The organism is Sphingomonas xanthus, from assembly GCF_007998985.1.
GTDB lineage: Bacteria > Pseudomonadota > Alphaproteobacteria > Sphingomonadales > Sphingomonadaceae > Sphingomicrobium > Sphingomicrobium xanthum.
In genome coordinates this window covers 1,937,667-1,958,321 of record NZ_CP041659.1, presented here as the reverse complement: position 1 = coordinate 1,958,321, position 20,655 = coordinate 1,937,667, and the positions used below count along the sequence as shown (strand labels likewise).

The following is a 20,655-nucleotide window of genomic DNA, read 5'->3' as shown; positions in this document are numbered from 1 at the left end:
CTTTCAAAGGCTGCTGGTTACCCAATGGTAACTTCTCACCCATCATAGTGCTTCGCGCTATGGGGTGTGAGGTTTTATCCATGAACAGTTTTCGCAAGGCAGTCCTGTCGGGACAGGGCTTGTCCCGTGACCCCCTGCTCCGTGAAAAACATGGACGGGGCCTTGATGGCGACGATCTATCGGCGGTTGAAGTTCCGCGCAGCGAAGGTCGTTTGCACGACCATCGCGACGATGATCGCCATCGGTTGAACGGCGAAGGGGCCAAGGCCCGCTTTGATGGCGAGGAATACCCCGCAGATCTGATCAACCTGTCGGGCGGCGGTGCAATGATCCGCACCGACTGCCGCCCGCGGCTTTGGGACCGGCTCGACCTTGTGCTCGGCGATGGCCAGGCGATCCAGTGCGCGGTGCGGTGGCTGCGCGACGACCGCGTCGGCCTCGAATTCGCGCACGAGACCACCATCGAGTGCGATGTCGAAACGCGCGACTCGCTTCTGCTCGACACAATCCGCCGGAGTTTTCCTGGGGCCAACATCATCACGCAACATGAGCCGGTCCATACCGGGTCTTCCGCCGAGTCCATCGATGCCGAGGACGACAGCGTCATTAACAGTCGCCGAGGCGAGCGCCGCCATCCGTTGGTCTGGCTCGGCAAGGTCTTTTACAATCATGAATGCGAGAAGGTGCGGCTGCGCAACATCTCGGAGCATGGTGCATTGATCGAAGCTCCGATCAGCTATCCGGTCGGCGCCGAAGTCTACCTCGACCTCGACGAGGGTGGACAGCATTTCGCCACCGTCAGCTGGAACTGCAGCGACAAGGCCGGCCTGGCGTTCAAAGTGCCATTCGACCTCAAGCTGCTTGGCAAGTCGAAGCCTACGGTCGCCCCGTCCCTGATGACCAGGCCGGGTCCCGGAAGCGTCTATGCCGACCAGGACAATCCTTGGGCCGAAGGCTGGAATCGCCAGTCGCTCGACGAACTGAGGACCGACCTTGAGGGCTATCTGAAGCGCTGACGTTCAACGCTGCTCGCGCAGAACCTTCTCGGCTTCTTCGAAGGTGCGAAGGATGGTTTCCGGGGGCTCGCGGTCGGCCAGGCTGACGAGTACGGCCGTCGCTGCGCAAACGATAAAGCCGGGCACGATTTCATAGATCAGCGAGCTCAGCGCTTCCCCCTCAGCCAGCACTGGAGCATAGATCCAAAACAGCACCGTCGCGGTCCCCGCGATCATGCCCGCCAGCGCGCCGTTGCGGGTCAACCGCTTCCAGGTCAGCGCAAGGATGACGATTGGCCCGAACGCCGCGCCGAACCCTGCCCAGGCATTGGCGACCAGGCCGAGGATATTGCTGTCGGGATGATAGGCAAGCCAGATGGCGACCAGCGCAACCGCGACGACCGATGCGCGGCCGACAGTCACCAATTCACGCTGGCTGGCGCCGCGGCGAAGGTAGATGCGATAGAAATCTTCGGTGAGCGAAGACGATGAGACGAGCAGCTGAGAGGAGATGGTGCTCATGATCGCCGCCAATAGCGCCGCCAGCAGGAATCCGGTGATCAGCGGATGGAACAACAGCTGCGACAACAGGATGAAAATGGTCTCCGGGTCGTCGACCGTGATCCCGTTGCGCGTCGCATAGGCCAGGCCGACGAAACCCGTCGCTACTGAGCCGACAAGGGCGACGATCATCCAGCTCATGCCGATCTTGCGCATTGCCGGCACATCGCCGATCGATCGGACCGCCATGAACCGGACGATGATGTGCGGCTGCCCAAAATATCCGAGGCCCCACGCCATCGAGGATATGATTCCGATCGCGGTCATGCCCGCGAAGACGTCGAGCGCATCCGGATTGACCCGGGCAAGGTCCGCCCCGACCCCGCCGCCAAGATCGGCCAATGCCACCAGCGGCACCAGCACCAGCGCGACGAACATAATCACGCCCTGCACGAAGTCGGTCAGGCTGACCGCTAGAAAGCCGCCGATCATCGTATAGGCGACCACCACGCCCGCGGTGATCCAAAGGCCTGCTGAATAATCGGCACCAAAGGCGGTTTCGAACAGTTTCCCGCCGGCAACCAGGCCCGAGGAGGTGTAGAGGGTGAAGAAGATGATGATCACGATCGAGGATATGATGCGCAGGGCGTGGCTGCTGTCTTCGAACCTCTTCTCGAAGAAATCGGGGATGGTGATGGCATCCCCGGTCTTTTCGGTATGCACGCGTAGCCGGGGCGCGACGATCAGATAGTTGAGGAACGCGCCGATGATCAGGCCGATCCCGATCCAGGTCGCGCTCAGCCCCGCCACAAAGGCAGCGCCGGGAAGGCCGAGAAGCAGCCAGCCACTCATGTCCGAGGCACCGGCCGACAAGGCCGCGACCGCAGGCGGCAGGCTGCGCCCGCCGAGCAGATAGCCGTTGATGTCGTCGGTCGACCGGCGCCATGCATAAAGGCCGATCGCCAGCATGCCGATGAAATATGCCGCCAGCGATACGACTACACCCGTTTCCATTCCCGCCCCCTTCTCCCGCCGGTCCAGCGGATCTGCGGCAGCTTGTTGCACGGCACATCGCGGCGCTCAATAATCCTTCGATACGCGGACGTTGGCGCTGGTTCTACCGATCGTAGAGATCGACGACAGCAGCGATAGCCAGCGGGTTACCTGATATTCGACGCGCGTTGCCGAATAGCCCTGCCCGTCGGTGATCACCTCGACGAACAGCTTGCGGGTCAGATATTTGCCGGCGGAAATGGCCGTCTTCTGACCGGTTGCAATATCGGCGGGCACGATCCGCAACCGGTCAAGCCCGACGGCGCGGCGGATCGAGTTGATGGGGTCCAGCCCGCCCGATCCCGACTGTAGCGCAGCCACTGCCGAGGCGAGCTGAAGCGCTTCGGGCGCCGACAGGTTGGTAATCGAAGTCCCAAATAGGAGGCGCGAAAGCAATTCGTCCTGCGGCAGCTGCGGCACGCTGGCAAAGCGGATTTCGGGCTTAAGGCCGGTGCCGCCGACGATGACGCTGGCGTCGAGTCCCTGCACCTGCGCCTCGGCACGGATATCAAGCAGCGGGTCGGGCGGGCTTTCCCCGCGGAATCGAATGATGCCCTGCTGAAGCCGGAAGTTGCGCCCGGCAAACTCGAATTCGCCGCGCACGAGGTCTGCTCGCCCGGTAAGACGCGGGGAGTCGACGCTTCCGCCAATCTGCAGGTCGGTTGCCCAGCGACTGTCGATGCCGAGGCCGCGCACAGTCAGGTCGCCTCCCTCGACGTCGAGGTCGAGGCGCCAGGGCCGAAGCTCCGCGACTTCGATGACCTCGGCGGGATCGCGCCCGACGTGGCGCGCCTGGAGCTGCGGCACGGACGCTGCCGCGCTGGCCTGTCCCAGCGTGAACCGCCCGCTGTCGAGCCGCAGCTTACCGCTGATCGTCCCGCCCACGCCCGTCGAACGAACCGACAGCGGCCCGGTGACCGTCGCGGCGATGTCATCGCGCTGGAGCAGCCGGGCGCGCTTCGCGTCGAAGTTCAGCTCAAGGCCGGTACGCCCGCCGGAGAAATTCACCGTCCCGCTGCCGCTGATCGTGCCGCCGCCTGGCGTAGTCCCGCTGATCCCCGAAAGGACCAGCCGGGAATCGTTGAAACGGCCTTGGGCGTTGATTGCTTCGATCACCGTGCCCGTAACCGCGCTTTCCAGCCTCGCGCCATTGGCGCGAAGCGACCCCTTGATGTTCGGATCGACCAGCCGGCCGTCGATGTCCGCGCCGATGGCGATCGGGCCACTCACATCGAACACTTCAACGCCCGACAATCGCCACAGCGTGTCTGCGGGCCCGGCGTAGCGAAGCTGGAGAAGCATCGGCGCGTTCATCAATTCGGCGACGATCGGACCGCGCCCGATCGGGGCGAACCGTGCCTGCGCCCGACCGATGGTCTTGCCATCGCTCACCGCGACCGCGCGCAGCGCGGCCTTGCCGTCGGCCAACACCGCGTTGACCCCAAGGTCGATTGGCTTGGAGGCCAACACCAGCCCCGCGCGAGTCAGCCCGCGCACTCTGAGATTTGCGCTTCCCGAAGGCTTGCCGTCCCAGCGATATTCCACCCGTCCGCTCGCCTTGCCGCCCAGGCCGACGCGGGGCCAGACAAGGTTGAGCAGCCGCAGCGGCATTGCCGCAATATCGGCGCGCAAGAACGGCCTGTCGCCGGTTCGGCCGGAGAGGGTCCCCTGCCCGCCCGCGTAGCGGATTCGCGTGGGCGCAAGCTCCCATCCGCCAGCGACCCGGGTCAGCACCGCCGGACCGGCCAGCGTCAATGGCTGGCGGTCCAATTGCCCGCGGCCGGTCAGGCTGATCCGATCGGCCTCGACATCTGCGACTGTGACGAACTGGAATGCGCCGCTGCGCGATCCCGACAGTGCCGCGCGAACCTGTCCCGCGCCATTGACCAGCCGGGCGTTGGCAGTGACCCGTGCAAGCGAAATGCCGCTGGCTTCGATCCCGCGAGCAGTCATCGATCCGTCGATGGTGATCCCGCCTTCCCCGAACAGGATAGTCCCGTCGATCCGCCCGTTCTGAACGCTGAGCGCCGGCGGCCCGGACATGGTCAGCCCGGCAGCAGCGAGATGCGCCTCGATCCGCTGGCGCCCGTTGACCGGCGCAAAGTCGAGAGTGCCGCTGAGCCCGCTGCCCGCCAGCCGGAGCTGGCCGGCAAAGCCGCCGGGGTCGGCCCTAAGGCTGCCAGTCGCGGTGCTTCCCGCGACATCGAGTACGGCGATGGCGATCGTTGCCGGCCCCGCCTTCGGAAGTAATATCTGGCCGTTCGAGGTGAAGGGACCCAGCCGCGATTCGCCACTAGCCCGATAATCGAACCCAACCGGGACCGGGACCAAGTTGAGCCGCATGTCGCGAATGCCCAAAGCCTCATTGGGCCGTTCAAGGAACAGCTCGACCGCGGGTCGTTCGATCGGTCCATCGAGGCGCAGGCGAAGCGGGCCATAATCCGCCTGCCGGCCGCTGGCCTCGATCAGGAATGTCCCATCCTTGCGCCGGATCCCCTGCCCCGACAGGCGCAACTTGGGCGAGTATAATTGCAGATTGGTCAGCCGAAGGATCCCGTCCTCGCGCCGTTCGAGATCGGTGGTCAGCCTCGGCAGCCCGCCGGTCAGCGAGCGAAAGAAACTATTGTCGAGCCGCCGCACCTGCGCCTCGGCCTTGCCGACGATCCGCGATCCCTTGCCGCCCGGCCCGGGCACGACCTGGAGCCTGGTCTGAACGTCGACAATGCCAAGTCCGGGGATCAGATAACGTTTCAGCCCGCCGGACAGGGCCACGTCGAACCGGCCAGTGCGAAGGTCGATCAGCAACGACATGATGCCATCCAGCCGGTCGCTGCGAAGTGCCAGCTTCTCGCCCCGGACCATCTGCGGCGTGATCGACAGCATGCCCTTGACGCTGAGGTTGGCAAGGATGCCGCCAGCGACATCGCCCACACCGGTGATCGCCCGCGCCTGGAGCAGCAGCGGCACGCGCATCGGCCAGGGGCTCAATTCCCCGCGCCCTTCGGCGCGGACGTTGATGAAGCCGATATTGTCGAACGCGACTTGAGGGCTGCTCAGTCGGTAGGCGTAGTCGGCCCGTTCCATCGGACCGTCGAGCGTCCAGACCATCCGCACTTCGCGGCCGCTCATCGTCGAAAACAGCGCAGCCGGTCGGAGCAGGTCGATGCCCAGCCGTACCTTGTCATATTTGCGTCCGGCAAGGTCGACCGCGCCCCGCACCACCCCGCGCAGGGCCGGCGAGGCGAGCGTTAGCGACCCGTCGAGGCGCTGGGCCTTGAATGTCGCCATACCATTGACGCGCACCACTGGCGCGGTCAGCCGGCGGAGGCTCCCGCCAAGATAGGGTGCCGGGGCGATCTGCCCGGACAGCCGGTAACGTCCGCTGTCTGCCGCAAGCGCAAGGTTGGCCGCGGTTCGCCGCGAGATCTGGAGCCGCGCCGCGCCGCGCCAGCGAGCCCAGCTGCCATCACCGCCAATGGTCAGGTCGATCGGCCGGTTCAGCCCGACCAGCGTCGGCAGCAAGCCGTCGGCGGGGGCAATGGCGCGCACGTCGAGGTCGAAACGGTCCCGGTCAGGCTCGGCATCCAGTCTGGCCGCCAGCCGGTCGCCGTCGAGCATCGAGAGTTGCAGCCCGACCATCGCTCTGCCGGCGCGAATGTCGGCTTCGCCGCCAAGGCTGCCGGTCCGGGCGGTTCCGGTAACGCCCTTGGCCAGCTCCAGCCGGTCGATCTTCAGCTGGCCGATATGGATGTCGAAGCCGGGGAGAATCGGGCCGCCACGACCTGGCCGTAGCTTGGGGAGCCGGTCGATGCGGACCAGCTTCGCTTCGAGCCGGTCGATGTGCAGGCTGTTGTAGAGCCAAGCGCCCGGAGCCCAATCGACGATGATTTCTGGGCTGCGCAGGAATACGCCTTGCGGATCGCTGACCGCGACACCCCTTAACCGGGCCTTGCCGTAGATCGACCCTTCGATCCGGGCGACACGGAAGCGCAGTCCGGTTGCCGTCTCGACCTGCGCGATACGATCGACAATGAAGCGATGGCCAGGCGCGGTATCGAGCAGTACTAGCCCCGCAACCGCAAGCCCCAGCAACACCAGCAGGAGCAGGCCCAGTTCGGACAATAGCCGCCTGCCCCAATGGCGCCGGACCGGGTGGGGCAAGTCATCGTCCCGAGGCAGGGCGACCGCCTCGCTCATCAAAAGGCCTGGCCCAGGCTGACCACGACCGCGACCCGGCCGTCGCCCGGCTGTGGGTTGAGCGGGGTGCCAACGTCGATCCGGATCGGCCCGAAGCTGGAATAATAGCGCGCGCCGATCCCAGCGCCGATCTGCCATTTGCTGAAGTCGGGCGTGGCCGTCGTCGACAAGGTGCCGCCGTCGATGAACGGGACAATCCCGAGATTACCGCCGAACGCGTTAAGCCGGATTCGCGCCTCCAGCGAGAATTCGGCGAGGCTGCGCCCGCCGATCGGCACATTGTCGATGTCGCGCGGTCCGATGCGCTGGTAGCCATAGCCACGTACCGATCCGCCGCCGCCCGCGTAGAAGCGGCGTGAGGGGGCGATATCGTCGCGCCTAGCGCCAAGGATGGAGCCGAGCCGTATTCGCCCGGCAGCGACGACACGGTCGCCGATCGGACGATAGGCGCTGGCATCGACTTGCGCCCTTGCATAGGCGAACGTCCCGCCCTGCAGGCTCAATTCAGGGCTTAGCCGGCCGGTCAGGCGGAAACCCGTGGTCGGATCGAGCAGATCGTCACTGCCGTCATAGCCAAGGCTTCCGGGAAGCGCGCCGATGAAGAAAGTGCGCCGCCGCGGCTCACCGGTCGCCTCGATTGTGTCGCGTTCGTCGGTTGCGACCAACTCGGCGCCCAGGCTCCAGGTCCATTTTTTCTGCCAGATGAAATTGCTCTGTCGTTCGAACCCAGCGGACAGCGAGGCGGTCCGAGCCTCATAAGCCTTGCGGTCGACATGGCTGGCGAGTGCCTGGAGGTTCAAAACCTGGTCGCGGCGCAGCCAGTTATTGCGGCGCACCGATACCGCGGCCAGCTGTTCCTGCATGCCGACGACCCCGCGCACTGTCAGCGCACCTTCGGGATTGAAAAAGTTTCGGTGCTGCCAGCTTGCCTCGGCGCGAACCCCCTCGCCGCTGCCATAGCCCAGTTCGCCGGCGATGGTGCGCATCGGCGCTGGTTCCAGCTTCACCGCAAGATCGATCAGCTCGCCATCATTGCGCGGCACCGTTTCGACCTCGACACTGCTGACCAGGCCGGTGGCGATCAGTGCACGGCGTAGGTCATTGACCTCGCTCTGCTCAAAGCGATCGCCAGGGTCGAACCGGGCGATGGTCTGGATATGCCGCGATGAAAATGGCGGTTGGCCGGTGACAGAAATCTGACCAAAACGGGCAATCGGGCCGGGCGTCACGGGCAGCACCAGCCGGGCGACCTGCTCCTCATGGTCGATGACGATATCTTGCTGGCCCACCTTGGCCGTCGCAAAGCCGCGCTCGCCCAACGCGACTTGCAGCGCAATCCCGGCGTCGATCACCCGCTGGGCGATGACCGGATCCCCCGCCTTGACGGCGAAGGCGCTGCGCAGCGCTTCGGCCTCGCCGCCCGCCGCTGCTGCAAGTCCCGGCAGATCAACGCTCTCAAAGCGATAGCGCGGCCCGGGCTCGGCGGTCATTTCGACCAGCAGTTCGCTTCCCGCCAACTCGATGCGCGGCTCGACGCTCGCATCATAATAGCCCTGGCTGCGGAGCAGCTCGAGCAGCAATTCGGCATCCGCCTTGGCGCGGCGGTCGAGCTGGGCGGCGTTGGCCGGCTCGTCATCGTCCTGCTCCAGCGTCGATCGCTCGTCGAAGCCCTTGCGGATCAGCTCCTCCGCCTCAATGTCCTCAAGCCCGGTCAGCGTCCAGCGGTAGCGCCGCGTCGCCGCCGCATCATCGACCGTCGTCGTCCGCTCCGGGCTCGGTTGGACCATTTCACCGGGCAGCGGTTCGATCGGCTGCGCATCGGGCTGCTCCATGTCGGGCCAGTCGACGCCAAGGTCAGGCAGCGGGTCTAGCGGTGCCGAGGGGTCCAGTTCGCCCGGCTCCGCAGAGTGCTGGGCGAGGGCGCGGGCCGGCACGGCGCCGAGCAGCATGCCCGCGCAGCCAAGCAGCAACGACGCTTTTTGCCACGGCAATGCGGTTCCCCGCCCGGCACGACGCTTACCCATCCGGCAAGCCTAGCATGGCCGGTGCGCCACGCCACCTGTCTCAAAGCGCAGTGGCGCGATTCTTAATGGACTGTGCCTTGGCTCTCGCGGTCGGAAAGGGTGACGATCATGCGTTCAATCTGCCGCCAATGGCAAAAGCGCACGACATTGCCCTTCTCCCGGCTGTCCTCGGCGCGCGCCGCCGCTTCAAACCCGGCGTCGTCGCCAAAGGTTTCCATCAAAGATGCGGCATCGGCCAGCGCGGCGCGGTCAAGAATGAAGGGCATGTCCATGACGAGGCGTTAAACCGGCGCGTCTTGCCATTCGAAGCACAGACGCGGTCAACACGCTGTCAACCATAACCGGCTGGTGCATGGACCCCGCCTCTGCCATGGAAACGGCCATGACACCGCGCCGAAACCCGCTGTCTGGCGGCATCTTCCTGTTCCTTGGCCCTGTCGCCGGCGCTGTCGCCGGAATGGTGCTCGGCCGGCCCGTCCTCGGGATGCTCTATGGATTTGCCGCTGGTATCGCGCTGATGCTGCTGGTCTGGCTCATCGACCGCCGCCGCGGGTAGTGAATCGTCTAGGCGAAATACCGTCAGTATCGCGGCATCGATCGTAGCGGCTGACCTATCGAAGCGATGCCCGGATATTGGCCAGCGCGGCGTGGAGCGCGACGCTTGCGTCGACCGGGACCGAAGGCAGCGTCTGGGCGGCGAGGCGCGGCTGTGGCCGCGCGTCGAGGAAGTCGGCGATGCGCTCAACCAGTTCGCCAGGCGTGGGCTCGACAGGCGCGAATAATTGCACGACGCGCGAATCCTGCGGAAGGACGACCAGGGGATCGTCAAGAAGCAACTCCCCGGCCGCTTCAGCTTCTGGAAGGTCGGCGGGCTCGAAACTCGGCCCGGCTCGCAGCGCATCGCCACCCGCTCGGATGATCGCCGATCCGGCGCCAAAAAGGCTGACCGCGGCGAGTCCACCCGCCAGTGCCGCGCCGCTGCCAAGCTGCAGCGCAGACCAGCCGACCGCAAGCGCCAGCAGCGCCGGCGCCAGTCCTTCCACGATCCGCTCGAGCGGATGCTTTGCCCCCCAGGTCATACGGCCTCCTACCGCATAATCCTTGCCAGCCGGTTTAGGCGCCTGCCTCAATCAATGCGATCAGCGCGTCGGTGAAAGCCGGCACGTCGTCAGGCTTGCGACTGGTGATGATATTGCCATCGGTAACCGCGACAGCATCGACCAACTCTGCCCCGGCATTGCGAAGATCGGTGCGGATTGACGGCCAGCAGGTCGCCTTGCGCCCCCGCAACAGATCCGCCTCGACCAGCAGCCATGGGCCGTGGCAAATCGCAGCGACGGGCTTTCCCCCTTCGGCAAAGGCACGGATCAGCGCCACAGCCTTGTCGTCGGTCCGCAACTGATCGGGATTACCGACCCCCCCGGGCAGCAGCAACGCGTCGAAATCCGCCGCGCGCGCATCCTCGATCAGCAGGTCCGGCTTGATCCTCTTGCCCGGCTCGTCATGGACCGTCCCCATAATCTCGTCGAGGGAGGGCGAGGCCAGAGCCACCTCGCAGCCGCGCTCCATCAATATCGCGCGCGGGCCGAACAATTCGCTTTCCTCGAACCGATCGGTGGCCATGATCAGCACCTTCGCATCGGCAATTGCCGGCATGTCATTCTCCCTGACCGATGATCAGCGCGGAACCGGGCCGCTTTCTATCCTTTATCGCTCGACAACGTTGGAGGTCGACGGAAAGATGCTTCGGCACAGTAGCGACAGCGAGCCCGGCTACAGCCGCAAGCGCAAGGGTCGCTATTGGCAATATTATGACGAGAAGGGAAATCGCGTTACGAGCCGCGAGGAGATCGACCGGCTGAACAGCATCGCCCTTCCGCCCGCCTATACCGACGCCTGGTTCTGCAAGGATGCCAACGGCCACATCCAGGCGACCGGCAAAGACGCGCGTGGGCGCAAACAATATCGCTACCACCCCGATTATCGTTCGCAGCGCGACGCGCATAAATATGACAATTGCCGCGAATTTGGCGAAGCCCTGCCCAAACTGCGCAAACGGATCGAGAAGGATTTGCGCAGGCGCAAGCTTGTCCGCGAAACGGTCCTTGCAGCGGTCGTTCGCCTGCTCGACAAGGAGTTTGTCCGGATCGGCAACGAGCAATATGCCAGGCGAAACCAGAGTTTCGGATTGACCACGCTTCGCAACCGCCACCTCAAGAAGGTCGGCAACAAGGTCAAGATGCGCTTCAAGGGCAAGCATGGCATCGTCCACGAAGTCGCGGTGACCGACGCCAGCCTGAAACGGGTGGTGCGCCAGTGCGAGGACCTGCCCGGCCAGCATCTGTTCCAATATCTGAACGGCGATGGGGAGCCCAAGCCGGTTACTTCAACCGACGTCAACGACTATATCCGCGAGGCGACCGGAAGCGAATTCACAGCCAAGCATTTCCGCACCTGGGGAGCGAGCGTCATTTTTTTCGAGCAGCTTCTCGAAAAGTCGGAAAGCAAGCGGCTCAGCCTCAAGACCGTGCTCGAACCCGTCGCGGAAGCGCTCGGCAACACCCCGACAATGAGCCGCAAATCCTACGTTCACCCCTGCCTCATCGAAGCGGTGCAGGAGCGGCCGGAAGACCCGCTTAAGGGCATGAAGCGGCCGCGCGCACGCACGCGTCTGACCAGCGCCGAGACCGGCTTCCTCAAATATCTGAAGCGCAAGCCGCGGCGCCGGCGCATCTGGCGGCGCAAGGCGGCGGGTTGAACCATCGCGCCGCCTTGGCCATTGAGGGGCGATGACCAGCACCTTACTTAATGACGCCGTCGGACAGACCGGAAAAGTCGCCGAAAGGGGCAGCGCTCCGGTGAAAACGATCGCCACCTGGGTCGCCGACAACATGGACGGGCTGGCTATCGGCGCTCTCGTTGCGCTGGGTATCGTCGCCGTCATGCTACTGATCCGGCTGGCGGGCAGCAAGATGCTCGCCGGCGATCCCGAATGCCGGCGCTGGCGCGGGATAATCGGCAGCGTCCTGGCAAAGACCAGCATGTTCTTCATGGTCGCCGCGGCCATTTCGATCGTCGTCAGCTACGCGGAGGTACACGCGAAGCTCGCCCGGCTGGCCGAAATCCTGTTCATTGTGGCCGCTGCAATCCAGGCCGCGATCTGGGCGCGCGAGATCGTGCTCGGCGTGATCCGCAGCCGGATCGGCGATGATCCCGGCGCCAGCACGCTGGGCAATGCGATGGGCATCGTGCGTGTCCTGGTCAGCGTCGCCGCTTTCGCTATCGCCGCGATTGTTATCCTCGACAATCTGGGCGTCAACGTCACCGCGCTAGTCGCTGGCCTCGGCGTCGGCGGCATCGCTATCGGCCTTGCCGCCCAGGGCATTTTTTCCGACCTGTTCGCCGGGTTGTCGATCGTCTTTGACCGGCCGTTCCGGCGAGGCCAGACAATCCGCTATGGCGGGGCCTCGGGAAGTGTCGGCACGGTCGAACGGATCGGCATGAAAACCACCAGGATCCGGTCGGTCAGCGGCGAGCAGCTCGTTATTGCCAACACCAAGCTGCTTGAGCAGGAAGTGACCAATGTCAACGAAAGCCGGGTCCGCCGGATCTGGCTACCGTTTGGGGTGATCTACCAGACCGGTCCCGAGGTTATCGAAAACCTCCCTAACCTGCTGGAGCAGGTCATCGGGCCCATGAAGACGGTCAAGATCGTCCGCTGCTGCGCGACCGCTTTCGGCGCCAGCTCGATCGATATCGAACTGGTGTATGATGATCGGTCGACGGACGCGGATACGCTGGCCAAGCACAAGTCGCTGATCATCACCGGCATCATGAAGCTTTTCGCTCGCGAAGGCATAGAGTTCGCCTATCCGACGCAGACCACCTTCACCGCCGCGCCCGACGGGACGATGATCATGCCCTATCCCTCGGTCCAACCGGTGACGTCGGTCGAACCGCCCCGGGAAGAACCGCCGCTGACGTAGCGTCGCCCGGCAGGGGGTTGCCAGCCGCTTTCCGGGGGGCCTAGACCGCTTGGCAATGCCGGTCGCCAGCCTTGACGAGATCCACGGAAAAATCGGCCAGTCGCTGGGCGCCTCGGCGTGGATCGAGGTTGGCCAGGCGCGCATCGATGCCTTCGCCGACGCGACCGACGATCACCAGTTCATCCATGTCGACCCCGCGCTCGCCAGGCAGACGCCGTTCGGGGGCACTATCGCCCATGGCTTCCTTTCGCTGTCGCTGCTCAGCCGCATGGCCGCCGACGTCATGATCCTTCCGGATACGACGAAGATGGCGGTCAACTATGGGCTCGACCGGGTGCGCTTTCTTGCCCCGGTGGGCGCCGGCAAACGGGTGCGCGGCCACTTCACCCTCGACGCTGCCGAGGAAAAAGGTCCCGGCCAGCTTCTGCTCCGTCACACCGTCACGGTCGAGATCGAGGGCGAGGACAAACCTGCCCTCACCGCCCAGTGGCTCGGCCTCATCATCACCTAGGAGGAAACCCATGTCCGTCCGCGATGCCGTCATCATTTCCACAGCCCGCACGCCGATCGGCCGGGCCTATAAGGGCGCCTTCAACGCCACCCCGGGCGCCACGCTCGGCGCCTTGTCGCTGGCCCCCGCAATTGAACGTGCCGGGATCGAAGCCGGCGAAATCGACGACGTGGTCTGGGGCTGCGTCCTCACCCAGGGGGTCCAGGCGGGCAACATTGGCCGCCAGGTCGCGCTCCGCGCCGGTTGCCCGGTGACGGTCAGCGCCCAGACCATCGACCGCCAATGCGCGTCGGGCCTGATGGCGATCGCTACCGCGGCCAAACAGGTGATCGTCGATCGCATGGATATCGTTGCCGCTGGCGGGCAGGATTCGATCTCCATGGTCCAGACCCCGGAAATGCGCATCGGCGGCGATCCCAGCCTGGTTGCCATGCACAAGGACGTTTACATGCCGATGCTCGGCACGGCCGAGACGGTCGCCCAGCGCTACAAGATCGGGCGCGATGCTCAGGATGAATATGCCCTCCAGTCGCAACAGCGCACGGCCGCCGCCCAGGCCGAAGGCCGATTAGCAGCGGAAATCGTCCCGGTGACTGCCCGGATGGCGATCAAGGACAAGGAAACGGGCGAGATTTCCTACAAGGAAGTCAGCGTTGACAAGGACGAAGGCAACCGCCCGGAAACCACGCTCGAGGGACTGGCGTCGCTTCAGCCTGTGCTTGGACCAGGCACGCATATCACCGCGGGCAATGCCAGCCAGCTCTCCGACGGCTCCTCGGCCTGCATCGTCATGGACGCCACAATAGCGGAAAAACGCGGGCTTGAGCCGCTCGGCCGCTACATCGGAATGGCCGTCGCCGGAACCGAGCCCGACGAAATGGGTATCGGTCCCGTGTTCGCCATCCCCAAGCTGCTCCAACGTTACGGGCTCAAGATGGACGACATCGACCTTTGGGAATTGAACGAGGCATTCGCGGTGCAGGTCCTCTACTGCCGCGACAAGCTTGGCATTCCCAATGACATCCTCAATGTCGATGGCGGCGCGATATCGATCGGTCACCCTTATGGGATGAGCGGCGCCCGCCTGGCCGGTCACGCACTCATCGAAGGCAAGCGCCGGGGGGCGAAATATGTCGTCACGACGATGTGCATCGGCGGCGGCATGGGAGCTGCGGGATTGTTCGAGGTCCTCTAACAACAAACACTTGCGCGAAGTCGCGGTCGACCTAATCTCGGCGGATTCCGACGGGAGATGCGCATGCCGTTGTCTAGGAGATCGGGCCTAGCCCTGATGGCTTCGCTCGTCCTGTCTCAGGCAGCTGACGCATGCATCCCGCCGCCCCCACCGATCCGCTTGCCCGATGAATCGCCCGAAGCGTTCAAGGTCCGAAGCACCGCGTTGCTCGACGCCCTTAGCGACGAGGAACGGCGCAGCTACCAGGCGGCGCTTTATGACCGTTCGGATCGCATCTTCCTTGGCGTGGTGGCAAATTCAGAAGCGATCGACGCGGCGGGAACGCCAGGGCATCGCGTGACGGTACGCCCTATCGCATCGCTCAAGGGAGGGCATCCCACCGAACCTTTGGTCCTCGCGGATCGATATCTGACAAGCTGCGGAAAGGCAGGAGGCGGCAGCGCGACGAGCGCGCGGACCGGCGACTATGTGCTGGTGCTGGAAGGCGACCTTTTCCGCCAGGGACCGCAGGGTTTCGGCTTCCAGCTGAATGACCTCCGGGAACCACGGCTGCTCGCCGGGCTGGAAACGATCGCCCGGCAGCTTGCATCGCATACTGTGCCCGGGCACAATCAGCGATGACCCCCGTCGATCTCATCGCGCTCGCCGCTTCGACCAGCCTGTTGGCCGGTTGGCGGCTCTACCTCGTCACCTTGATGACCGGGCTCGGGATGAAGTTCGGATGGATCGCCCTTCCTGACCAGCTCCACATGCTCGACGTGCTGGCTAACAATTGGGTGCTGGCGATCGCTGCCGTCGGCGCCTTCGCCGAGTTTTTCGCCGACAAGATCGCCTGGGTCGACAGCGCCTGGGACACGATCCATGGCTTCATCCGTCCGCTTGGCGGAGCATTACTGGCGCTTGCCATCGTCGATGCCGGCGACCCGGCGTGGCAAGTCGGCAGTTTCCTTCTCGGCGGCGGCGCGGCGTTTGTCGCCCATGCCGGCAAGGCCGGCGCGCGCACGTTGGTCAACGCCAGCCCGGAGCCTTTCTCGAACATTGTCGTGTCGACCGCGGAGGATGTCGCAGCGGGCGGCCTGCTTGCGCTGGCAATCGCCAACCCGGTCGCAGCGGCAATCGTTGCCTCACTGCTGATCGGCCTGTCCCTCTGGCTCCTGTTTGCTGCCCGCCGGCTGCTCCGCCGCATTCTCGAACCGCGAAAGCCCGCGGTCCGCTAAACGACAAGAATCCTGATCTGTGCTAAAGTGCGGCCTTCCCGACTCAGGGGAGGCTATTATGAGTCGTTTAGCCCATCTGGCGATTGCGCTGTCCTCGACCACGCTGCTGGGCGTCGCCGCTCCGACGCAATATGATGCCAATCTTCTTGCCGCGCTCGACCCTTCGGCCCGGATGGCGAGCTTGTGTACCGGCAAGAAAGGCAGCGGCTCGATGCGCGATCGCATCGCGATGGCCGCCACCGCTGCGCAGGCTGCGGGACCGGCGGGCATCCGGCTTTATGAGCAGCTTGGCAAAGTCCATTTCCCGATTACCGCCGCCAGCCCGCAGGCGCAGCGCTATTTCGACCAGGGAATGGGCTTCGCCTATGGCTTCAACCATGCCGCGGCTATCGCGTCCTTCCGCGAAGCGCAGCGGCTCGATCCGTCCTGCGCCATGTGCTGGTGGGGCGAGGCGCTTGCCCATGGCCCCAACATCAACGCCCCGCTGACCCCAGAGGCCAACACTATGGCGCTCGCGGCCAGTGCGCGGGCGGTCGAACTGGCGGGCGGGGTCCGGCCCGCAGAGCGCGCGCTGATCATGGCCCTGACCCGGCGCTATTCCGCCGATCCCGCGGCGAAGCGCACTGATCTGGATAGCGCCTACGCCGATGCGATGCTGACCGTCGCGCGCTTTTATCCGGCGCACGACGATATCGCCCTGCTCGCTGCCGAAGCGGCGATGGATACTTTGCCTTGGGATTATTGGGAGCCCGACAAACAGTCCACCAAGCCGCGCCTTGGCGACGCGGTCCGGCTTGTCGAAACCGTCATGGCCCGCAACGCCGACCATCCGCAGGCGCCGCACCTTTACATCCACTTGATGGAAAACGGCCCCGATCCCAGGCGCGCCGAAACTGCCGCCGACCGGCTAGCAGCGCCCCTGGCGGGCGATGCCGGTCATATGGTCCACATGCCGGCGCATATTTATTACCGGCTCGGCCGCTGGCAGGATTCGCTTCGGGTCAACATCGCCGCCGCGCGCAAGGACGAAGCCTATATCCGCGAATCCGACGACAAGGGGTTCGTGCGCTTTGGCTATTATCCGCACAACGTTCACTTCATTGTTTCCTCGGCGCAGATGGGCGGCGATCTTTCGACCGCCATCAGCGAGGCGCGCAAATTGTCCGGGCTGGTCAATAACGACATCGCGACCCAGCTTGGCTGGGTCCAGGCGATCGTCGCCGCGCCCTATTACGCGGCGGCGCAATTCGCGCCTGCAGCCGACGTGCTGGCCTTAGGGGAACCCGATCCGCGCCTCGCCTATGTCCAGGGCGTGCGCCACTATGTCCGCGCGGTCGCCTATGCGCAGCAGCGCAACCAGCGCGGCTATGATACGGAAATCGCCGCCCTCAACCGCATCCGAACAACCGACGAGGCGATGAAGCCGCTGATCGACCAGGGCTTGCCCGCCCCCGACCTGCTGCAGATCGCCGAACATGTCGCACGCGGGCGGATGGCCTCGGCGCGCGGCCGCCACCTCCAGGCGGCCGATCATTACCGCCAGGCCGCGGCGGTCGAGCAGCGCCTTCCCTATATGGAGCCGCCCTTCTGGTATTATCCGGTCCGCCAATCACTTGGCGCCGCGCTGTTCCGCGCAGGGCGATACGAAGAGGCCCGGCAAGCCTTCAATGGCGCGCTGACCAGTTCGCCGAACAATGGATGGGCGCTTTTTGGGCTTGCGGCGACCGAACGCAAACTTGGCCGGCCGGTCCATGCCGCAGCCGCCCAGGCAGCGCTGAAACGCGCCTGGATGGGCGATCCCAAATGGCTTCGGATGGAGCGGCTCTAGCCGTTCGCGGCGATAAACCGTTCGACCACGGCCGCGATATTTTCGCGCCACTTGCGGCCGTTGAAAATGCCGTAATGGCCAACGTCCTTGGCAAGATGATATTGTTTCTTCGATGCCGGCAGCCTGGAAGCAAGGTCGAGCGCAGCCTTGGTCTGGCCAATGCCCGAAATATCGTCCCGCTCCCCTTCGATCGCCAACAGCGACGTATCGCCGATCGCCGCCGGGTCGATCCTTTTCCCGCGATGTTCGAACTCGCCGCGCGGCAACAGGTGGCGCTGGAACACGACGTCGACCGTCTGCAGGTAGAATTCCTCCGTCATGTCGCAGACCGACAGATATTCATCGTAGAAGGAGCGGGTGGCATCGGCGCTCTCATCGTCACCGACGACGAGGTGCTTGAACATTTCCCAGTGGCTCGTCAGGTGGCTGCCAAGATTCATCGTCATGAAGCCAGCAAGCTGAAGGAAACCGGGATAAACCTTTCGGCCTGCGCCGGGGTAGATCATCGGCACGGTGGCGATGACATTGCGCTGGAACCAGGCATGTGGGCGCTGGGTCGCCAGCGTGTTGACCGCGGTCGGGGCACAGCGAGTGTCGACCGGTCCGCCCATCATAGTGAGCGACTTGGGACGCGCAGGGTGCTTGTCGCGGTTCATGATCGCCGTTGCGGCAAAGGCCGGAACCGACGGCTGGCAGACTGCCAGCATGTGCGGCCGCTGCCCGGTCCGCTCCATCACCACGGTGCAAAACTCAACGAGGTAATCGATATAGTCGTCGAGGTCGAAACGGCCGTCGGCCAGCGGCACCAGCTTGGCGTCGCGCCAGTCGGTGATGAACACGTCATGCTTGGGCAACATGCGCTCGACCGTGCCGCGAAGCAGCGTTGCATAATGGCCCGACATCGGGGCGACAATCAGCAGCGGCGGCTGTCCTTCGATGCCGTCTTTCTGGAAATGCTTGAGCTGGCCGAAGGCGCGGCGCAGCGCGATCTCCTCGACGACCGGCACCAGCTTGCGCCCGACCTGCACCTCGTTGATTCCGAACTCGGGCTTTCCGCGCGGCGCCGAGGCGTGGGCAAATACCTCGAGTCCCGCCGCGACCATCGGCCCCATCGATGCATAGCCAAACGGATTTGATGGATTATTTAGCCATCCCGCGCCCAGTCCGGCCAATCGGCTCGCTCCGGCCAGCAGCGAGCGTTGCACCTCATAGGCGTCATAAAGCATCGAATTTCCTTGGAAAGTTCAGGCACGTTCCAACGGTTGTGGGCGTCCTTTGCTCCAATGCCAAGCCATAATGCTGCATTGCACCCTTCGCGACGCGGCAATTGAGGCGGCACGGACACACTGCTAGGCGGTTGCCATGGCCAGCACCCCCGACGACAAGCCCAGGAAGAGCCTTTCCAGCCTGGGAATGGTGTGGCGTTTCGCCATCCGCTACCCGGCGCCGCTGGCTGCGGCCTCCGTCGCCCTGCTGGTCGCCGCCGCTTCAACCTCGGGCATCCCCTATGCCTTCAAGCTAATCATCGACCGCGGCTTTTCGGGCGGCGGCGATATCGCCCGCTGGTTCCAATATCTGCTGTTCCTGGTCATGCTGATGGCGCTCGCCACCGCGGTCCGCTTCTATTTCGTTAGCTGGATCGGCGAGCGGGTGGTCGCCGACATCCGCCTTGCGGTGCATCGTAACCTGCTCCGCCTCGCCCCCGGTTATTTCGAGGAAAACCGTCCGGCGGAGATAACCAGCCGCATCACCGTCGACACGACCATCATTGAACAAGTCGTCGGCACAACCATCTCCGTCGCCTTGCGCAACCTGGTGATGGGCACCGCATGCGCCGCCATCCTGTTCATCCTCGCGCCCAAGCTGGCTGGGATGATCCTGCTCGGCGTGCCGTTGGTAGTGGTCCCCATCACGCTGCTCGGCCGCCGGGTCCGGGCCGTGTCCAAGAGCAGCCAGGACCGGATCGCCGATGTCGGCACCGTTACCGGCGAAGTCTTAGGCGCGATGAAGATCGTTCAGGCGTTCGGCCAGCAATCGCGGGAGGCGCAGCGCTTCACCGATGCCACCGAAACCGTGTTTGCGACTGCAAAGAAGCGCATTGCCTTGCGCGCCATCATGACCTTCATCGTCATCGCGTTGATGTTCACGGCGATTACAATGGTCATCTGGCAAGGCGCGGTCGATGTGGCGGCGGGGCGGATGACGGGCGGTACGATCGCCGCTTTCGTCCTCTACGGCGGCCTCCTCGCCGGGGCGTTCGGCGCCTTGAGCGAAGTCTATGGCGACCTGCTTCGCGCCGCCGGCGCCTCGGAACGGCTGAACGAGCTGCTCGAGGCCGAACCCGCCATCAGGCCCCCGGCCGTCCCACTTCCCCTGCCCGTCCCCGCGCAAGGGCGGTTGCAGTTCGACAATGTCCGCTTCCATTATCCGACCCGTCCCGACACGTCGGCGCTCGACGGCTTCAGCCTCGACGTTCGCCCGCGCGAACGGCTTGCGGTGGTCGGCCCGTCGGGCGCAGGCAAGAGCACAATCTTTCAGCTTGCACAGCGCTTTTACGATCCGGAACAGGGCCGGGTCCTGATCGACGGCGTTGATTTGAAGGACGCCGACCCCGCCGATGTGCGGCAGCGGATCGCCATGGTCCCCCAGGAAGTGGTCATCTTCGCCGCCAGCGCCCGCGACAATTTGCGCTACGGCAATTGGGACGCCAGCGAGGACGAGATCTGGGAAGCGGCACGCGACGCCAACGCCGAAAGCTTCCTCCGCGCGCTGCCCGACGGCCTCGACACGTTCATGGGCGAGGGCGGCGCCCGCCTGTCGGGCGGCCAGCGGCAACGCATTGCCATCGCCCGCGCCTTGCTCCGCCGCGATGCGCCGCTGCTGCTACTCGACGAGGCCACCTCGGCGCTCGATGCGGAAAGCGAGCGGCTGGTCCAGCAAGCGCTCGACCGGCTGGTTGAAGGCCGCACCACCATCGTCATCGCCCACCGTCTCGCCACCGTGCGCGCCGCCGACCGGATCATCGTCATGGACCATGGCCGCATCGTCGAGGAAGGCGACCATGGCGCCCTCACCGCCCAAGGCGGACTTTATGCGAGGCTTGCGCGGCTACAGTTCGACGGGGTGGCGGCTTAGGCACCAACTCCGG

At 64.8% G+C, this 20,655-nt stretch carries 17 protein-coding genes; 10 read left to right on the top strand and 7 right to left on the bottom strand.

Annotation, left to right across the window (positions count from 1 at the left end; translation table 11 throughout):
* The first annotated feature begins 80 nt into the window (after window positions 1–80).
* Complete coding sequence (locus tag FMM02_RS09875; RefSeq protein WP_187107761.1) at window positions 81–1,016, top strand: PilZ domain-containing protein; 936 nt, start codon at window positions 81–83, stop codon at window positions 1,014–1,016.
* Window positions 1,017–1,019: 3 nt separating this feature from the next.
* Here the strand turns inward: FMM02_RS09875 and putP are convergent, their stop codons facing one another.
* The 4 genes from putP to FMM02_RS09855 all read right to left on the bottom strand — a co-directional run bounded on the left by putP (window position 1,020) and on the right by FMM02_RS09855 (window position 9,036).
* The gene (putP, locus tag FMM02_RS09870) at window positions 1,020–2,510 is read right to left on the bottom strand and encodes a sodium/proline symporter PutP (protein WP_147494679.1); all 1,491 of its coding nucleotides are present in this window, start codon (window positions 2,508–2,510) and stop codon (window positions 1,020–1,022) included.
* 66 nt (window positions 2,511–2,576) lie between these two features.
* Entirely contained in the window at window positions 2,577–6,746 is a 4,170-nt protein-coding gene (locus FMM02_RS09865; protein WP_187107760.1) for a translocation/assembly module TamB domain-containing protein, read from the bottom strand.
* Entirely contained in the window at window positions 6,746–8,770 is a 2,025-nt protein-coding gene (locus FMM02_RS09860; protein WP_147494678.1) for an autotransporter assembly complex protein TamA, read from the bottom strand. The genes FMM02_RS09865 and FMM02_RS09860 overlap by 1 nt, the downstream gene beginning before the upstream one ends.
* A 62-nt stretch (window positions 8,771–8,832) precedes the next feature.
* Window positions 8,833–9,036, bottom strand: a complete 204-nt coding sequence (locus FMM02_RS09855) for a hypothetical protein (RefSeq protein ID WP_147494677.1) — start codon at window positions 9,034–9,036, stop codon at window positions 8,833–8,835.
* 116 nt (window positions 9,037–9,152) lie between these two features.
* Here FMM02_RS09855 and FMM02_RS11230 point away from each other — a divergent pair, with 116 nt between their 5' ends.
* Window positions 9,153–9,326, top strand: a complete 174-nt coding sequence (locus FMM02_RS11230) for a hypothetical protein (RefSeq protein ID WP_187107758.1) — start codon at window positions 9,153–9,155, stop codon at window positions 9,324–9,326.
* A gap of 55 nt (window positions 9,327–9,381) precedes the next feature.
* Here FMM02_RS11230 and FMM02_RS09850 read toward each other — a convergent pair whose 3' ends face one another.
* Window positions 9,382–9,849 (bottom strand): hypothetical protein, encoded by a 468-nt coding sequence (locus FMM02_RS09850; RefSeq protein WP_147494676.1) that lies wholly within the window; start codon window positions 9,847–9,849, stop codon window positions 9,382–9,384.
* A gap of 34 nt (window positions 9,850–9,883) precedes the next feature.
* Entirely contained in the window at window positions 9,884–10,426 is a 543-nt protein-coding gene (locus FMM02_RS09845; RefSeq protein ID WP_147494675.1) for a type 1 glutamine amidotransferase domain-containing protein, read from the bottom strand.
* A gap of 85 nt (window positions 10,427–10,511) precedes the next feature.
* Between FMM02_RS09845 and FMM02_RS09840 the strand changes: the two genes are divergently transcribed.
* The 7 genes from FMM02_RS09840 to FMM02_RS09810 all read left to right on the top strand — a co-directional run bounded on the left by FMM02_RS09840 (window position 10,512) and on the right by FMM02_RS09810 (window position 17,507).
* On the top strand, window positions 10,512–11,528 hold the full coding sequence (locus FMM02_RS09840) for a DNA topoisomerase IB (protein ID WP_147495061.1): 1,017 nt from the start codon (window positions 10,512–10,514) through the stop codon (window positions 11,526–11,528).
* A gap of 31 nt (window positions 11,529–11,559) precedes the next feature.
* Window positions 11,560–12,756, top strand: a complete 1,197-nt coding sequence (locus tag FMM02_RS09835) for a mechanosensitive ion channel family protein (RefSeq protein WP_147494674.1) — start codon at window positions 11,560–11,562, stop codon at window positions 12,754–12,756.
* Between the two features lie 55 nt (window positions 12,757–12,811).
* Window positions 12,812–13,267 (top strand): MaoC family dehydratase, encoded by a 456-nt coding sequence (locus tag FMM02_RS09830; protein WP_147494673.1) that lies wholly within the window; start codon window positions 12,812–12,814, stop codon window positions 13,265–13,267.
* A 10-nt stretch (window positions 13,268–13,277) separates the two neighbouring features.
* Window positions 13,278–14,462, top strand: a complete 1,185-nt coding sequence (locus tag FMM02_RS09825; protein WP_147494672.1) for an acetyl-CoA C-acyltransferase — start codon at window positions 13,278–13,280, stop codon at window positions 14,460–14,462.
* 96 nt (window positions 14,463–14,558) lie between these two features.
* Window positions 14,559–15,083, top strand: coding sequence for a hypothetical protein (locus tag FMM02_RS09820; RefSeq protein ID WP_147494671.1), 525 nt, complete (start codon window positions 14,559–14,561; stop codon window positions 15,081–15,083).
* Window positions 15,080–15,679 (top strand): DUF4126 domain-containing protein, encoded by a 600-nt coding sequence (locus FMM02_RS09815; protein ID WP_147494670.1) that lies wholly within the window; start codon window positions 15,080–15,082, stop codon window positions 15,677–15,679. Before FMM02_RS09820 ends, FMM02_RS09815 begins: the two co-directional genes overlap by 4 nt.
* Window positions 15,680–15,737: 58 nt before the next feature.
* Complete coding sequence (locus tag FMM02_RS09810) at window positions 15,738–17,507, top strand: tetratricopeptide repeat protein (RefSeq protein ID WP_147494669.1); 1,770 nt, start codon at window positions 15,738–15,740, stop codon at window positions 17,505–17,507.
* Here the strand turns inward: FMM02_RS09810 and FMM02_RS09805 are convergent.
* Window positions 17,504–18,733, bottom strand: a complete 1,230-nt coding sequence (locus FMM02_RS09805; protein WP_147494668.1) for a polyhydroxyalkanoate depolymerase — start codon at window positions 18,731–18,733, stop codon at window positions 17,504–17,506. The genes FMM02_RS09810 and FMM02_RS09805 overlap by 4 nt on opposite strands.
* Before the next feature lie 136 nt (window positions 18,734–18,869).
* Between FMM02_RS09805 and FMM02_RS09800 the strand changes: the two genes are divergently transcribed.
* Window positions 18,870–20,642, top strand: coding sequence for an ABC transporter transmembrane domain-containing protein (locus tag FMM02_RS09800; RefSeq protein ID WP_147494667.1), 1,773 nt, complete (start codon window positions 18,870–18,872; stop codon window positions 20,640–20,642).
* Window positions 20,643–20,655: the final 13 nt, after the last annotated feature.